This window comes from Halomonas garicola, from assembly GCF_055382465.1.
On record NZ_AP043931.1, the window covers coordinates 647268 to 661766 of the forward strand.

The 14499-nt window shown below is 67.5% G+C and carries 14 protein-coding genes; 8 read left to right on the plus strand and 6 right to left on the minus strand.

Going from position 1 to position 14499, the window contains the following annotated elements:
- The first annotated feature begins 34 nt into the window (after positions 1–34).
- The 8 genes from ubiD (at position 35) to ACZ46Y_RS03420 (ending at position 6576) form a co-directional block, all read left to right on the plus strand.
- Entirely contained in the window at positions 35–1534 is a 1500-nt protein-coding gene (gene ubiD / locus ACZ46Y_RS03385; RefSeq protein WP_311954110.1) for a 4-hydroxy-3-polyprenylbenzoate decarboxylase, read from the plus strand.
- A gap of 49 nt (positions 1535–1583) precedes the next feature.
- The gene (locus ACZ46Y_RS03390) at positions 1584–2327 is read left to right on the plus strand and encodes an FAD-binding oxidoreductase (protein WP_311954114.1); all 744 of its coding nucleotides are present in this window, start codon (positions 1584–1586) and stop codon (positions 2325–2327) included.
- Between the two features lie 107 nt (positions 2328–2434).
- Complete coding sequence (locus ACZ46Y_RS03395) at positions 2435–2560, plus strand: hypothetical protein (RefSeq protein WP_311954118.1); 126 nt, start codon at positions 2435–2437, stop codon at positions 2558–2560.
- 532 nt (positions 2561–3092) lie between these two features.
- Positions 3093–4196, plus strand: coding sequence for a 3-deoxy-7-phosphoheptulonate synthase (locus ACZ46Y_RS03400; protein WP_311954121.1), 1104 nt, complete (start codon positions 3093–3095; stop codon positions 4194–4196).
- A 30-nt stretch (positions 4197–4226) separates the two neighbouring features.
- Entirely contained in the window at positions 4227–4742 is a 516-nt protein-coding gene (locus ACZ46Y_RS03405) for a DUF3087 family protein (protein ID WP_311954126.1), read from the plus strand.
- 69 nt (positions 4743–4811) lie between these two features.
- A complete protein-coding gene (locus ACZ46Y_RS03410) occupies positions 4812–5564 on the plus strand; it encodes an MliC family protein (RefSeq protein ID WP_311954131.1) in 753 nt (250 codons plus the stop codon).
- Between the two features lie 64 nt (positions 5565–5628).
- Entirely contained in the window at positions 5629–6069 is a 441-nt protein-coding gene (gene gloA, locus ACZ46Y_RS03415) for a lactoylglutathione lyase (protein WP_311954137.1), read from the plus strand.
- Between the two features lie 21 nt (positions 6070–6090).
- Positions 6091–6576 (plus strand): META domain-containing protein, encoded by a 486-nt coding sequence (locus ACZ46Y_RS03420; protein WP_311954146.1) that lies wholly within the window; start codon positions 6091–6093, stop codon positions 6574–6576.
- Between the two features lie 3 nt (positions 6577–6579).
- Here ACZ46Y_RS03420 and ACZ46Y_RS03425 read toward each other — a convergent pair whose 3' ends face one another.
- From ACZ46Y_RS03425 to ACZ46Y_RS03450, 6 genes are read right to left on the minus strand one after another with little or no spacing between them, the layout of a single operon-like run.
- A complete protein-coding gene (locus tag ACZ46Y_RS03425) occupies positions 6580–7725 on the minus strand; it encodes an FAD-dependent oxidoreductase (protein ID WP_311954149.1) in 1146 nt (381 codons plus the stop codon).
- Positions 7722–9866: an FAD-dependent oxidoreductase gene (locus ACZ46Y_RS03430; protein WP_311954151.1), complete on the minus strand. Its 2145-nt coding sequence runs from the start codon at positions 9864–9866 to the stop codon at positions 7722–7724. Before ACZ46Y_RS03430 ends, ACZ46Y_RS03425 begins: the two co-directional genes overlap by 4 nt.
- Positions 9867–9906: 40 nt before the next feature.
- The gene (locus ACZ46Y_RS03435) at positions 9907–10491 is read right to left on the minus strand and encodes a TIGR04283 family arsenosugar biosynthesis glycosyltransferase (RefSeq protein WP_311954154.1); all 585 of its coding nucleotides are present in this window, start codon (positions 10489–10491) and stop codon (positions 9907–9909) included.
- Positions 10484–12181 carry an ABC transporter permease gene (locus ACZ46Y_RS03440; protein WP_311954157.1) on the minus strand — a complete coding sequence of 566 codons (1698 nt, stop codon included), beginning with the start codon at positions 12179–12181 and terminating at the stop codon, positions 10484–10486. Before ACZ46Y_RS03440 ends, ACZ46Y_RS03435 begins: the two co-directional genes overlap by 8 nt.
- 2 nt (positions 12182–12183) lie before the next feature.
- Positions 12184–13431, minus strand: coding sequence for an ABC transporter substrate-binding protein (locus ACZ46Y_RS03445; protein WP_311954160.1), 1248 nt, complete (start codon positions 13429–13431; stop codon positions 12184–12186).
- A gap of 28 nt (positions 13432–13459) precedes the next feature.
- Positions 13460–14479, minus strand: coding sequence for an aminoglycoside phosphotransferase family protein (locus ACZ46Y_RS03450; protein ID WP_311954164.1), 1020 nt, complete (start codon positions 14477–14479; stop codon positions 13460–13462).
- Between the last annotated feature and the right edge of the window lie 20 nt (positions 14480–14499).

A 14499-nucleotide genomic window follows, 5' to 3' on the forward strand; every position in this document is an offset into this window, starting at 1 on the left:
CTGAGAAAAGTGCCGAGGACAAGGGAGACCTGCCGTGAAATACCGCGATCTTCGCGAATTTATCCAGGCGCTTGAGGCTCGGGGCGAGCTCAAGCGTGTCAGCGCCGAGGTCGACCCCTATCTGGAAGTCACCGAAATCTGCGATCGTACCCTGCGCGCCGGGGGGCCGGCGCTGCTGTTTGACAACGTCAAGGGCCACGACATGCCGCTTCTGGGCAACCTGTTCGGCACGCCCGAACGGGTGGCCATGGGCATGGGCGAAGACTCGGTCGAAGCGCTGGGTGAGATCGGCAAGCTGCTGGCGTTTCTCAAGGAGCCCGACCCGCCCAAAGGCCTGAAGGACGCCTGGCAAAAGCTGCCGATTTTCCGCCAGGTGCTGAGCATGGGGCCGAAAACGGTCAAGCGCGCGCCGGTGCAGGACGTGGTGGAAGAGGGCGACGACGTCGACCTGGACCGCTTGCCCATTCAGCACTGCTGGCCCGGTGACGCCGCCCCGCTGGTGACCTGGTCGCTGGTGGTGACCAAAGGCCCGCACAAGGAGCGCCAGAACCTGGGGATTTATCGTCAGCAGAAGATCGGCAAGAATCGTCTGATCATGCGCTGGCTCTCCCACCGCGGCGGCGCGCTGGACTTTCAGGAGTTCCAGAAGGCCCACCCCGGCGAGCCCTTCCCCGTGGCGGTGGCGCTGGGCGCGGACCCGGCCACCATCCTCGGCGCGGTCACCCCGGTGCCGGATACGCTCTCGGAGTACGCCTTCGCCGGGCTTCTGCGCGGCTCGCGCACCGAGCTTGTCAAGTGCGGCCACGCCGAGCTTGAGGTGCCGGCATCGGCGGAAATTATCCTTGAGGGCTACATCTACCCCGACGACACGGCCCCGGAAGGCCCCTTTGGCGACCATACCGGCTACTATAACGAGGTGGAGACGTTTCCGGTGTTCACGGTCACTCGCCTGACACGGCGCCGGGATGCCATCTATCACTCCACCTACACCGGCCGCCCGCCCGACGAACCGGCGATACTGGGCGTGGCGCTCAACGAAGTCTTCGTGCCCATCCTGCGCAAGCAGTTCCCCGAGATCGTCGACTTTTACCTGCCGCCGGAAGGCTGTTCCTACCGCATGGCGGTGGTGACCATGAAAAAGCAGTACCCCGGCCACGCCAAACGGGTGATGATGGGGGTGTGGAGCTTTTTGCGTCAGTTTATGTACACCAAATTCGTGGTGGTGCTCGACGACGACGTCGACGCCCGCCGCTGGGAAGACGTCATCTGGGCGATGACCACGCGCATGGACCCGGCCCGGGATACCGTCACCGTGGAGAACACGCCCATCGACTACCTGGATTTCGCCTCGCCGGTGTCGGGGCTGGGTTCCAAGATGGGCTTTGACGCGACCAACAAATGGCCCGGCGAAACCGACCGCGAGTGGGGCGAGCCCATCGCCATGGACAGCGCGGTCAAGGCGCGGGTCGACGAGCGCTGGGAATCGCTTGGCATCGGTATACCGCTGCCGCCGGCGCGAAGCGGCGGCAACTGACATTCACCCCGTCGCATCGCCTCGATGGGACGCTGAACAAGAGGTTTGCATGAGCGCAAGGACGATGACCTGCCGGGTCACCGAAGTGGAGGATCTCAATCCCGACGTCTTTGGCGTTACCCTGGAAGGGCGTGCCGAGGCCTTGGCGCACGCGCCGGGACAGTATCTGGAGCTTGAGCTGGACGAGTCCACCTGGGTGCCGTTTTCCATTGCCAGCGGCAACCGCGACGACGGCCGGCTGGAGCTTCACGTGCAGCACTGGCCCGAGCGCAGTAACTCCGCGCGGCTGCGCGAGCTGCTCCGGGAAACCGGCCAGCTGACCGTGCGCCTGCCCGGCGGCGACTGCGTGCTGGAGGAAAACAGCACCCGGCCGCTTCTGCTGATTGCCGCCGGCACCGGCTTTGCCCAGATGAAGGCGCTGATTGAGGCGGCGCTGGCGCGCCATCCCGAGCGCCGGATTGACCTCTGGTGGGCCGCAAGGGAGCATCGCGAGCTGTATCTTGAGCCGCTCGCCACGCACTGGGCGCAGACGTATCCGCAGTTTACGTTTCATGCGGTGACCGAGTTTCCGCTTGCCGAGCCGCTGGCGGAAGGCGAGCGCCTGATTCACCACCAGGGCCGCATCGACGAAGCGCTGGAAGCGGCGGACCTGGATCCCGTCGAGTGCGATATTTATCTCTCCGGATCGCCGGGCATGGTATACGCCTGTCTGGATATTCTGGAAGACAAGGGCATCGACGAGGCCCGGGTGTTTTCCGACGTCTTCAGCTATGCCCCGCGGGATAAAGCCTGAAACGGCGGCGGGGAATTTGCTAGACTGGGCGTGTATTGACGATATCAACGCCGATTGCGTCTACGCGCTACGCAGTTCGCGCATGACAGGACACCGAGGAGGTTTGTATGGCCCGCGACGAAAACTCTTACGACGATACCGGCTTTCTGGCCATACTGGCCGGGCTGGTCGTGCTGGTCGGCATGGCTTGCCTTCCGGCGACCATCGCCTGGATCCAGACGTTCACCGGCTGATGGCCGCTTGTCAGGCAGCCCGTTATCGGGCTACCCTGACTTTCGCTACACGATATATCACGACAACCCGGCTGATTAGGCAAACCCCATGCATACCGCAGCATTTCCCTACACGGCAGGCATTTCATCGGTGCACGGCACCGCGCCTGGCGGCGGTTATGGCTATGGTGATTGGTTTAGCCAGGGGATGGCCGTGGCCGGCGATTGAGCCGCGCCAACGGGCATCCCGCCGGGTTGCCTGCCGCGAAAAGCCCCGGTGGGTAAACCCCCGCCGGGGCTTTTCGCGTTTAAGAATCCCGGTTCATTGCGGCAGTTGAGCCGCTATCACGCTAGATCGCTTACGTTACACAGGAGCTGCACCATGAGTTACCGCGCACCGGCCAACATCGCTACCCCCGCCCTGTACGGCTATCCGGCGTATGGCTACGGGTGGCGATTTAGCCCCGCGCGGCCGGCAGCAGCTGCCACCTCCGGCCGTGTTCACCGCGGTGGCGAGAGCCCACGATGTCCCTTGCCGACGGAGCGATAACCGATGAATGCGACTGCCACTATCCTCAAGACCGCCACTGCCCCGCAAACGGCGACGGCGCCCGACGCCGTCACCGCCCGTAAGCCCGCCGCGCCGGCCGACCCGCGGGCGCTGCCCGCCCCGGACGCGCTGCACGCCGAGTATCCGCTAAGCCCGGCGCTGCGCGAGGGCATCAAAGCCCGGCGCACGGCGGTCAAGCGCATCCTCTCGGGCGAAGATTCGCGCCTTTTGCTCGTGGTCGGACCCTGTTCCGCCCACGATCCCCGCGCCGTGCGGGAATACGCCGAGCGCCTGGCGCGCCTGGCCGACGAAGTCGCCGGGCAGATCGTGCCGGTGATGCGCGTCTACGTGGAAAAGCCCCGCACTACCGTTGGCTGGAAGGGCCTTGCCTATGACCCGGACCTCGACGGCCGCGGCGATATCGCCCGGGGGCTTGCGCTTTCTCGGGAGCTGATGCGCGACGTAGCCGAATGCGGCCTGCCGGTCGCCACCGAGCTTTTGCAGCCCATGCTGGCGCCGTACCTGGAAGACCTGCTGAGCTGGGTGGCCATTGGCGCCCGGACTACCGAGTCCCAGCTGCACCGCGAGCTTGCCAGCGGTCTCAACGCCGCGGTTGGCTTCAAGAACGCGACCAACGGCGGCGTTCAGGTTGCCGTTGACGCCATGGGCGCGGCGGCCCACCCGCACCAGCGCTTCGCCATGGATGCCGCCGGCCGCCCGGTGGTGGCGCAGACGCCGGGCAATCCGGATACCCACCTGGTACTGCGCGGCGGCAGCGGCGAGCCCAACTACCGAGCGGAGCACGTTCGGGCGGCGACGGCGGCGCTGGAAAGCGCCGGGCAGAACCCGCGACTGATGGTCGACTGCAGCCACGCCAACGCACGCAAGGACCACCGCCGCCAGAGCGAGGTGATGCTTGACGTGCTCGCCCAGCGCGAGGCGGGCAACCTGAACCTGGCCGCGCTGATGCTGGAAAGCTTTCTCCACGAAGGCAGGCAGCCCTTGACCCCCGGCGCGCTGCGCCACGGCGTCTCCATCACCGATGCCTGCATCGGCTGGGAGACCACCGAGCGGCTGCTCAAAACCGCCGCCGAACGGTTGGCATAACGTTTTACGCATGACACAAGAGGCCGCCCCATGGCGCGTTTTACACTGCAGCACCAGGATGCCCACGCCTACCGGCGCAAATCGCGTATCATCAGCCTGGTCATGGCCGGGCAGTTTGCCGTGCTGGGCATGCTGTTTGCAATGCTGCTGACGGCGGCCTTCGGCTCAAGCCTGGCGCTGAATGCCCTGGGCATGGTGCTGGGGCTTTTGGCCACCAGCGCGATGTTTGCCGTGCTCAAGGATCGCCCCTGGATGAACGAAGTGCGCTATGCCTGGCAGCTCAAGCACCACCTGGGCCAGGTCAGCGGATATCTGGTCACCCTGCGCCCGGCCGTTGAGCAGGACGACACCACGGCGCTGGATATCCTCACCTTTTATCATCAGGGCATGGAGCAGCTGGCCGAGCTCAACGGCCGTACCACCGACGACGACGCCGAAAGGCTGGCGGAAAAGATGCAGGTCAGGCTCAAGCGCGAAGCCCTCGACCTGCCCGAGGCGGTAGCAAGCTTCAACCCCGACGACCTGCGGCGCTACCGGCGCGCGTGAACGCCGGCCGCGCGCGTTACCAAAACCGTTTGTAAAACTGTTTGTAAAACCAAGGATCAGGGAGACTGGATGGGAACCTATCGCGACTTTTGGCCGGCGGCCGTGGCCGGCGCGCTGCTCATTGGCGGCTGTGCTGCCCCGGGCGCCGGGCCGTCTGCTACCGGTGGGTCGGCGGAGAGCACGTCAGGCAAGCCGTTGGGCGCCGACGTCTCCACCGCGCCGCTGCTGCCGCCGGCGCTCTTTCCCGGCGAGGGCGAAGGCTTCGAGGCCTGGCGGTGTGCGCCGGCCAACCAGCATATGGTCACCGCCTTCGGCGATGAGACGCTCAAACTCTGGTCGCTGCACGGCGCCTGGCAGCTGCCCCAGGCGGTCGTCGCCAGCGGCGCGCGCTACCAGAATGGCGAGATCAGCTTTTGGAACCGCGGCGACAAGGCCCAAGTGGAAACGCCCCGTGGCCAGCTTAAATGCCAGCTGGCGCACAGCCGCGACGCGCGCACCCGGGACAATCACCCCGGCGTGATGTTTTTCGCCCACGGCAACGAGCCGGGCTGGACCGTCGAGCTGGACAACCACGAGCCGCTGCTGACGCTTTCCACCGACTACGGCGACACCACAGAAACGCTGCCTTATATGATGAGCGTCATGGACAACGACGCCGGTCGTGTAGTGCTGGAAAACGCCAACGCCGGGCGGTTTTTCCGCGTGCGCATCGAGGCCGCCGCCTGCTTTGACGACATGAGCGGCAATCCTCATCCGGCCCGGGTGACGCTCTCCATCGACGGCGAGCAGTACAGCGGCTGCGGCGAAGGCATCGCGCCCTGAGCTTGTTAAGTATCGGCCGCGGCGTTAGCCTTTAAGCGTTTGCACTTTATCGTTGAGGAGAGTCATGCGATATCTTCACACCATGGTCCGGGTCAGCGACCTGGACGCCGCGCTGCATTTCTACTGCGACCTTTTGGGGCTCAAGGAAATGCGCCGCAAGGACAACGACAAGGGCCGCTTTACCCTGGTATTTCTGGCAGCACCCGAAGACGAAACCCGCTCGGCTGAGGAGCAGGCGCCGGAAATCGAGCTGACCCACAACTGGGACCCGGAAACCTACGACGGCGGGCGCAACTTCGGCCATCTGGCCTATGAGGTGGACGATGTTTACGCCCTGTGCCAGCACCTCCAGGATAACGGCGTCACCATCAACCGCCCGCCCCGGGACGGCCGCATGGCCTTCGTGCGCTCCCCGGACGGCATTTCGGTAGAGCTTCTGCAAAAGGGCGAGCCGCTGGCGCCCGCCGAGCCCTGGGCCTCCATGGACAACACCGGCACCTGGTAGGCGCCGCAACGAGGAAACCACATGACGCCCCCCGTCTCGAAGCCTTCCTTTTTTACCCGCCGCTGGTCGGCCGCCGGCGCCCTGGCGGCGGCCGTCACGCTGCTGGCCGCCTGTTCCAGCACCCCGCCGGCATCAACGCCCGATGAGGCGGGCGGCGGCAAACCGCTCAGCGGCGAGGTGGTCGACCAGCGCTGGAATCTGCTGCTCATCGGCACCCACGAGCGCCTGGACCTGCCCGAATCGGCGCACTTTCGCATCGCGCCGGACGGCCGCATCAGCGGCAGCGACGGCTGCAACCGCTTTACCGGCAAGGCATCGCTTGGCGACAAGCAGCGCATCAGCATCGAGGAGCTTGCCACCACGCGCAAGGCCTGCCCCCAGCTTGACGATGCAAAGCGCGTGACCGATATGCTGGAAAACGCCTACCGCTACCTGATCGACCACGACCGGCTGGTGTTCTTCGGCCCGGATAGCCGGGTCATCGGCGGCTGGCGCAAGGCAAACTAGCCGTCAGCGCTTCGGGTCAGGGTTAAAGCGGGCGATAAAGCGCCCGTCGATGCGCTCTTTTAAGCGCCACGCCCAGCGCCCGGCCGCCCCGAGCGGGCCGTAGCTTGCCACCGCGCGGCCGTCGCCGGTGCCGATCAGCGAAAGCACGCGCCGGGGCGGCCGCCAGTCCTTCGGGGCCTCGCCCCGGCACGCCCGGCGCAGGTTGGCCGCCAGGGGCGGGCCCATGCGCACCGCGTAGACGCCGGCCTTGGGCAGGGCGGGGGTGAACGCCGCGCCGTCTCCGGCGGCGAACACCCCGGGCGCGCCCCGCGCCTCAAGGCTTTTGCCCACCTCAATAAACCCCCGTTCGTTAAGCGCAAGGTCGCTCTCTTTCAGCCAGCCGTGGCCGATGGCACCGGTGGCCCAGAGCACGATATCTGCCGGCACCGGCGCGCCCTGTTCAAGCATCACTGCCTCTTCCCCAAGCTCGCTTACGCGCACGCCGGTGCGCAGCGTCACGTCGGCTTTTTTCAGCGCCCGAGCCAAAAGCGCTCGGGGCAGCCGGCCCGCGTCGGGTAAGAGCGTTTGCCCTCCGCTGATCAGCGCGCCGTCAAAGCGCACGTCCGAGCGGCGCGCGCGCAGCGCCGCGAGCACCGCGAGCAGGGTTTCGCACCCGGCGGCGCCTCCACCAACGCTGACGACGCTTTGCCGACTGCCGGCGGGCAGGGCGTCAACCCGCGCGCACAGCGCCTGCCAGCGCGACGGCAGTTTGGCAAGCGGGCGCAGGGCGAGCACGTTGGGCGCCTGCGCCGCTGTTTCGGGTTTATAAAGCGTTGCGCCGACGTTGATCGAGGCCGCGTCAAAACCCAGGCGTTCGCCGCCGGCAAGCGTCACTTCCCGCGTCTCGGCGCTGAACGCCGTCGCGCGCTGCTCGATCAGCCGGGCGCCGGCCCGGCGGCACAGCGCGGCGAGGTCGATTTGGGTATCAGCAAGCGTGCATTTCCCGGCAAGCCAGGCGGGCACCCGGCCGGAATACGCCGCGAAGCGGCCTTCGCTGATCACCGTCAGGCGAACGCCGGGTTCCGGGCGGCGGGCGAAGGCTTCGAGCACCAAGGCGTGGGCGTGGCCTCCGCCGATCAGCACCAGCTCTTTTTTCGCTCCTGCGTTCATACGTGGCGACGCCAGGCGAAGTAGCGCTCAAGCAGGCTGAGCACGCGCTCGGGCTTGTGGGCGTTTTTCCATGCCCCGGCGGTGGCCTTGGCCGCCTCGCTCAGGGTGGGGTAGGGGTGAACCGTGCCCAACAGCTTGTTCATGCCCAGGTTGTGCTTCATCGCCAGGCTGAACTCGCCGAGCCATTCGCCGGCGTTTTCGGCCACGATAGTCGCGCCCAGAATCTTGTCCCGGCCGGGGACGGTGAGCACCTTGATAAAGCCCTCCGTGGCGCCCTCGGCAATGGCGCGGTCGCTCTCATTCATGGCGTAGCGGGTCAGCTCATAGGCGATGCCCTGCTCTTTGGCCTCGCGCTCGTTGAGCCCCACCCGGGCGATTTCCGGCTGGGTGTAGACCACGGCGGGGATAAATCGATAGTCGACGTTGAAGCGCTTGAGCTCGCCGAACAGCGCGTTGACCGCGGCGTGCCAGGCCTGGTGGGCGGCGGCGTGGGTGAGCTGGTAAGGGCCGGCGACGTCGCCGCAGGCCCAGACGTTGGGCAGGCGGGTTTGCAGCTGGCGGTTGAGCGCCAGAGTGCCAGTATCGGTTGCGATCCCCAGCGCCTCGAGCCCCAGCCCTTCGACGTTGGCACGGCGGCCCACGCACACCAGCAGATAGTCAAACTCGACGCTTTGTTCGCCGCCGGCGGCGGTACTCAGGTGCAGCCGCTGGCCGCCGTCGTGGCTGATGCGCTCGGCGCGGGCGCGGGTCAGCACGGCCACTCCGTCCTGCTCCAGGGTGTTGGCCATGTGTTCGCCCACCTCGGCGTCTTCGCGGCCCAGCAGCTGCTCGCCGCCTTCGACCAGCGTGACCCGGCTGCCAAGCCTGGCAAAGCTCTGGCCGAGCTCGCAGCCGATGGCGCCGCCGCCGAGCACCGCCAGCCGCCCGGGCAATTCTTCAAGCTGCCAGAGGTTTTCCGAGGTCAGCACCCGGGCCTCGTCGATGCCGGGAAGCGCCGGGATGGCCGGCCGCGCGCCGGTGGCGATGACGATATGCCGGGCGCTCAGGCGCTTGCCGCCGGCCTCGACCTCCCAGGGCGTAGCGAGCGTAGCGTGCGCCTTGTGCACGTCGACGCCGAGCGCGGTATAGCGCTCGACGCTATCGTGGGGGGCGACGGTGGCAATAGCCTTGCGTACGTGGCCCATCACCCGGGAGAAATCCACCGCGGGCGTGCCGGCGTGGCCTACGAGAATGCCAAAGCGCTCGGCGTGGCGCACCTCGTGCGCGGCGCGGGCGGCGCGAATCAGCGCCTTGGAAGGCACGCAGCCGGTGTTCAGGCAGTCGCCGCCCATGTCGCCGGCTTCCACCAGCGCCACTTTGGCTTTGACCGCGCTGCCGATATAGGCGCTCACAAGCCCCGCGGAGCCAGCGCCGATGACCAGGATGTCGTAGTCAAAGCGCTTTGGGCGGGTAAAGCCCCGATAGACCTGGCGGCGCTGAACCAGGCGCATAATTTTCCGCGCGATCCAGGGAAAGAAGGCCAGCAGCACAAAGGAGGCGAGAAGCCCCGGGGAGACCACGTCGCCCAGGCGCTCGATTTCGCCCAGCTGGCCGCCGGCGTTGACGAACACCGCGGTGCCGGGAAGCATGCCCACCTGGCTGACCCAGTAAAACGTCCGCGCCTTGATTCGCGTCAGCCCCATCACCAGGTTGATGACGAAAAACGGAAACGCCGGCACCAGCCGCAGGCTGAAGAGATAAAACGCGCCGTCGCGGTCCACCCCCCGGTTGATCGCCGCCAGACGGCGGGGAAAGCGCCGCTCGATGGGGCCGCGCAGCAGGTAGCGCGAAATCAGAAACGCAAGCGTCGCCCCGATGGCGCTGGCAAAGGAGATCAGCAAAAGGCCCAGGGGCAGGCCGAAAAGCGCCCCGCCGAGCAGGGTAAGAATCGCCGCCCCCGGCAGCGACAGCGCGGTGATGATCACGTAGACGGCAAAAAAGGTCCCGGCGATCTGCCACGGCCGGCGGTCAAACGCCGCCTGGAAGTCGCTCTGGTAGGCCTTGAGCGTATCCAGGCTGAACCACTGGTGGGCGCCGGTGGCAAAAAAGGCGCCGATGGCGAGCAAAAGCAGGGCGGCGATCAGCAGGCGTTGTCGGTTCACGGATATCTCCGGCGAGTGGGGTGTCGTGGGTAAGGCGTATTCAGCGGTGGCCCGCGCTTGTGACCCGGGCTTTGAGGCAGGCGGGCCTGCCCTGCTTTTTCAGCTGTCGGCTCATGGCGATGTCTTCTCGTGGCGGCCGTTCGGGAAAGCCCCCGACGGCGGCGAAGGCTGCCCGGGTCATGAACATGGCCTGGGCTCCGGTAGCAACGCCGGTGAGCCGCGAGCGCGCGTTGATCAGCGCGGCGATGACGCCGGGCCGGTGTGTCAGGGAGACGTCAAAGCGGCCCCAGCGGTGGGTAGAAAGCGCCTGCTGGATCCGCTCCGGCGCGCCGTCCGGCAGCCGGGTGTCGGCGCGGAGAAACAGCAGCGTGTCGAAGCCTGCGGCGCTGGCGCCGAGGTTCATCTGCGCGCCGCGGCCGGGCGGAGCGGTCATCACGGTATCGGCCAGCGGCAGGGCCAGAGCGGCGCTGCGATCCGTGCTTTCGCCGTCGACCACCACCAGCTCCGCACCCCGGCGGCGCAGAGGCTGCAGGCCTTCAAGCGTTGCCGCAAGGGTCGCTGCTTCGTTGAGCACCGGGATGACGATGCTGAGGTGGGCCGGGTTGAGTGTCGCGGTGTCAGCCAAGCGTAGCGTCCTCTTTAACAGTCTGTGTCGTGTGCTTTGCCGCGCCCAGGCGCCCGGGCAGCGTGGCGGCGAGGGTAAAGCCCACCAGCGGCAGGGCGGCCTGCACCAGCGCCCAGACGCTGATCAGCCGCCGGTTGCCGCCCGACGCCAGCGCCACGGCCTCGGTGGTGACGGTCTCGACCCGCCCCGCGCCGAGAAGCCGGGTGGGCAGGTACTGGCCAATGCTGATGGCAAGCCCCACGGCGAAGGCGGTAGCAAGCGGGGCGGCCAGCAGCGGCAGGCGCACCCGCCAGAAGGCGGCGTTGCGCGAGACGCCGAGCGTGCGGGCGATTTCCAGCCAGCGCGGGTCGAGCCGCCGGTAGGCCTCGGCAAGCGACAGGTAGACGTAGGGCAGCACAAACAGCAGGTGCCCGGCAATCACCAGGCCGAGATTGGGGCCGATGCCGGCGCTTTCGGCGGCTACCACCAGGCCGAAGAGAAAGGCGATCTGCGGTACCAGCAGCGGCGCGTACAAAAGCCACAGCGCTCGCCAGGGCTTTATGTTGCGCCGGTGCTCGTTTTCCAGCACGGCGAGTACCAAAAGGGTGGCCAGCAGCGTGGCCGCCAGCGCAATCCCGGCGGTGTTAACAAGCGCCTCGCCGAGCATCGGGGTGAAGCGCCGCCAGTGATCAAGCGTCAGCGTTTGTGGCAGGGCATCCGGAAAGCGCCAGAATCCGGCGAAGGAAAACAGCACCAGCCCGGCGAGAGCGGCTACGGCGGTAAGGCTCGCGCCGGCTAACCCCGCGCGGCCGATCACGCGCAGCGTCGCCTCGCCGCGCCGGCGGCCGCCCCCGGTCAGCCAGGGGCGCAAAAGCCGGGTGACAAGCCGCTCGCCGAGCCACCAGATGGCAAGGGCGACAAGCGTTACGCCCAGCTGCAGCACCGCCGCCGCCGAGGCCATAAAGCGCTGGCTTAAGTCCGGGTCGTTGAACCACTCAAGGATCGACACCGCAAGCGTCGGCGGGAGCGCCGGGCCGAGGATCAGCGCCATGTCCACGTTGGCGGTGGCGTAGGCGATGACCGCATACAGCGGCAGGCGGATCAGCGGGTAGAGCGCCGGCAGTACGGTCTTGAGCCAGCCAAGGGTGGGCGCATAGCCAAGCGATCGGGCGATTTCCACGCGCTTTTCCGGCTGCAGCCGCTCGAGGGCGGCAAGGCTCATCAGCAGCAGAAACGGGATTTCCTTGAGGATCAGCCCGGCCATCAGCGAAAGCCCCAGCGGGTCGTTGACGATCAGCGCGTCCGGCGGCTGTTCGGCGCCGGTAAGCCAGGGCGATACCAGGCGCATGGCAAGCCCCGACGGCGCGATGAGAAACGCCAGGCCAAAGCCCAGCGCGGCGTGGGGGACGGCGAGCAGCGGCGACACCAGCCGGCGCACGCTGCGCGCCAGTCGGCCGCTTTGCCCGGCGGCAAGAAACAGCACCACGGCGGCAAGGGCGACGGCCGGCGTGACCAGCCCGCTTGCCAGACTCAGCGCCGCCGAGCGCCCGAGCCCCGGCTGGTCAAGCAGCTCCCGCCAGGGCGCGAGGCTGACCGTTTCCCCGCCCAGCGCCGGCAGGTAGCCAAAGGCCGGGAGCACAATCATGGTAAGTCCCGCCACCACCGGTAGCGTCAGCAGGGCGATCACCAGCACGGGCGCCAGCCGCAGCACGGCTAGTTCACTCCGTAGCGCTTAAGCCAGGCGTCCTGCAGCGCGCCCGTCCAGCTGGGGTGGGGCTCGGCCAGGGTGTTGGCCAGCGCGCCAGGAGGCGGCAGGGCGGGGCTATCGTTTTGCGTTCGAAATAGCGCCCGGTCGTCTTCGCTCAGCCGGGTGAGGTCGAGCACGGTGCGATCGCCCCAGACGTCCAGCGACTGCTTTCGCGCCTGGGCGTCCGGGGAGAGCAGGAAGTTGGCCAGCGCCATGGCGCCGGCCTTGTGCGGCGCGTTGTAGGGGATCGCGACGAAGTGCACGTTGCCCAGGGTGCCGCCGTCGAAGACGTAGCTGCGCACGCTCGGCGGCAGCTGATATTCCTTCACCGCAACGGCGGCGTCGGTAGGGTAGAAGGAAAACGCCAGCGATAGCTCGCCGTCGCTCATCAGAGTGCGCAGCCGGGGGCCGGAGGCGGGGAAACTCCGCCCTTCGCGCCACAGGGTGGGGTGCAGCGCGTCAAGGTAGTCCCACAGCGGCGCGGTGACGCTGTCAAAGTCGCTTTCCGTCACCGGCGCATAGAGCGCCTCAGCGCTATCGGTGAGCTCGATCAGCGCCTGCTTCAGAAAAGTGCTGCCGGTGAAGTCCGGAATGCGCGGGTAGGTGAAGCGCCCGGGGTTTTCTCTGGCCCAGCCGAGCAGCTCGTGCATGCTGCCCGGCGGCGCCTGATCCGCGCTAAAGCCCGGCGCGTCGCTATCGTAGTAAAAGGTGATCTGGGCGCGGCCCCAGGGCGACTCAAAGCCATCAACGGGCAGGGTGAAGTCGGTGGCCACCTCGGGGTTGTCCGCGGGGTTGGTCAGCGCAAAGTGGGGCAGTGACTCGGCGAAGGGGCCGAACAGCAGGCCGCTTTCGCGCATGGCGGCGAAGTTTTCGCCGTTGAGCCAGATGGCATCGATGCTACCGTCTTCGTCGTTGCCCGCCTGCTTTTCCGCCAGCACCCGGGCAACGGCGCTGCCGGTGTCCTCAAGCTTGACGTGCTCGACGTTAACGCCGAAGCGCGCTTGCATCTGCCCCGCGACCCAGTCGACGTAGCGGTTGACGCGGGAGTCCCCGCCCCAGGCGTTCCAGTACACCGTCTGGCCCTCGGCGCGCTTGAGCACCGCGCGCCAGTCGTCGGGGTCGGGTGCCGCCGGCGCGGCGGCAAAAGCGGGCAGCGAGAGCATGGCCAGCAGGCCGGCGGTGGCCAGCGAGCGGCGGCGGTAAGGCTCGGTCATGCGGGGTCCTTGGTATTAGCGGCAGCAGTCAATAGAGCACGTCGTCCAGGTAGGCGAGCTCGTTCTCCGCGGCGTCAATGGCCGGCAGCGACAGATAGTGCTCCACGCGATCGCGGACGTCTTCGCCCTGCGCCGGATCGTGCGGGCTGCCGCGCGCCTGTAAACGCTGCGTGCGCCACTTGGCACACCAGGTCAGCGAACGCAGCCACATGGCCCGGCGGCAGGCGAGCAGGGTCTCGACGCTGGGGATATTTTCGCCCTGGGTGGCGCTCATTTTGCGCTGCCAGCGCTGATAAAAGTCGGCGACGTCTTCCGGCGTGAGCACGGCGTAGCTGGCGGTATCCCAGGGGGTCGAGGTAGCCAGGCTGGCGTGGGCCAGGTCGAACCCGGCGAGGCCGTAGCGGCAGCTGTCCAGGTTGAGGAACAGGGCGCGCCCCCGCTCGTCGATGAGAAAGTTGCTCGGGTGGGCTGCCAAGCTGATCAGGCAGGGGGTGGCGTAGTAAAGCTTCGTTGGCAGCGCCTTAAACGCGCGGTGTATGCGCCGGCTGACGGCGTCGGGCAGCTGGGCGGTATCCACGAACAGCGACTGCTCGGCGATCTCGCGGTACAGGGCGCGCCACGGATTGGCCGGCGCGGGCAGCGGCGGGCGATGCTCGGGCGCGGGCAGTGCCAGGTTATGAAGCGCGGCAAGCGCTGCGGCAATGCGGGGCAGGTCGTCGGGCAGCGCGGCCGGCCGGCCGAGCACGGCGTCGACCACCAGCCCGCCCTGGGGCAGGTGGTCGTCCGGGGGCAGTACCGCATGCAGATGCGGCGCGTGCCCGCTTTCCGCGGCTCGCCGGTAGCACGCGGCCTGGTGCGCCAGGCGGGCCTCGGGTGTGGAATCCAGCCGGCCCGGTTTGGGCAGGCGTATCACCCGGTCGTCGACGCCGTCGTCGCGAAGCCAAACGTGATCGTGGGCAAGTCCAGTATCGGCCATGGGCTCAAGGTGATGCCAGGCGATTCCGGCGTGCTCCAGCGCCGCCTCAAGCGGCTTGATGGCGATAGTCATAAGCGCTCCCTGGCAGGGGG

What these genes read in the sequence shown, in the direction of transcription:
- ACZ46Y_RS03390 (WP_311954114.1), top strand. Translation starts at nt 1,584, where the DNA reads ATGAGCGCAAGGACGATGACCTGCCGGGTCACCGAAGTGGAGGATCTC.
- ACZ46Y_RS03395 (WP_311954118.1), top strand. Translation starts at nt 2,435, where the DNA reads ATGGCCCGCGACGAAAACTCTTACGACGATACCGGCTTTCTGGCCATA.
- ACZ46Y_RS03400 (WP_311954121.1), top strand. Translation starts at nt 3,093, where the DNA reads ATGAATGCGACTGCCACTATCCTCAAGACCGCCACTGCCCCGCAAACG.
- ACZ46Y_RS03405 (WP_311954126.1), top strand. Translation starts at nt 4,227, where the DNA reads ATGGCGCGTTTTACACTGCAGCACCAGGATGCCCACGCCTACCGGCGC.
- ACZ46Y_RS03410 (WP_311954131.1), top strand. Translation starts at nt 4,812, where the DNA reads ATGGGAACCTATCGCGACTTTTGGCCGGCGGCCGTGGCCGGCGCGCTG.
- gloA (WP_311954137.1), top strand. Translation starts at nt 5,629, where the DNA reads ATGCGATATCTTCACACCATGGTCCGGGTCAGCGACCTGGACGCCGCG.
- ACZ46Y_RS03420 (WP_311954146.1), top strand. Translation starts at nt 6,091, where the DNA reads ATGACGCCCCCCGTCTCGAAGCCTTCCTTTTTTACCCGCCGCTGGTCG.
- ACZ46Y_RS03425 (WP_311954149.1), bottom strand. Translation starts at nt 7,725, where the DNA reads ATGAACGCAGGAGCGAAAAAAGAGCTGGTGCTGATCGGCGGAGGCCAC.
- ACZ46Y_RS03445 (WP_311954160.1), bottom strand. Translation starts at nt 13,431, where the DNA reads ATGACCGAGCCTTACCGCCGCCGCTCGCTGGCCACCGCCGGCCTGCTG.
- ACZ46Y_RS03450 (WP_311954164.1), bottom strand. Translation starts at nt 14,479, where the DNA reads ATGACTATCGCCATCAAGCCGCTTGAGGCGGCGCTGGAGCACGCCGGA.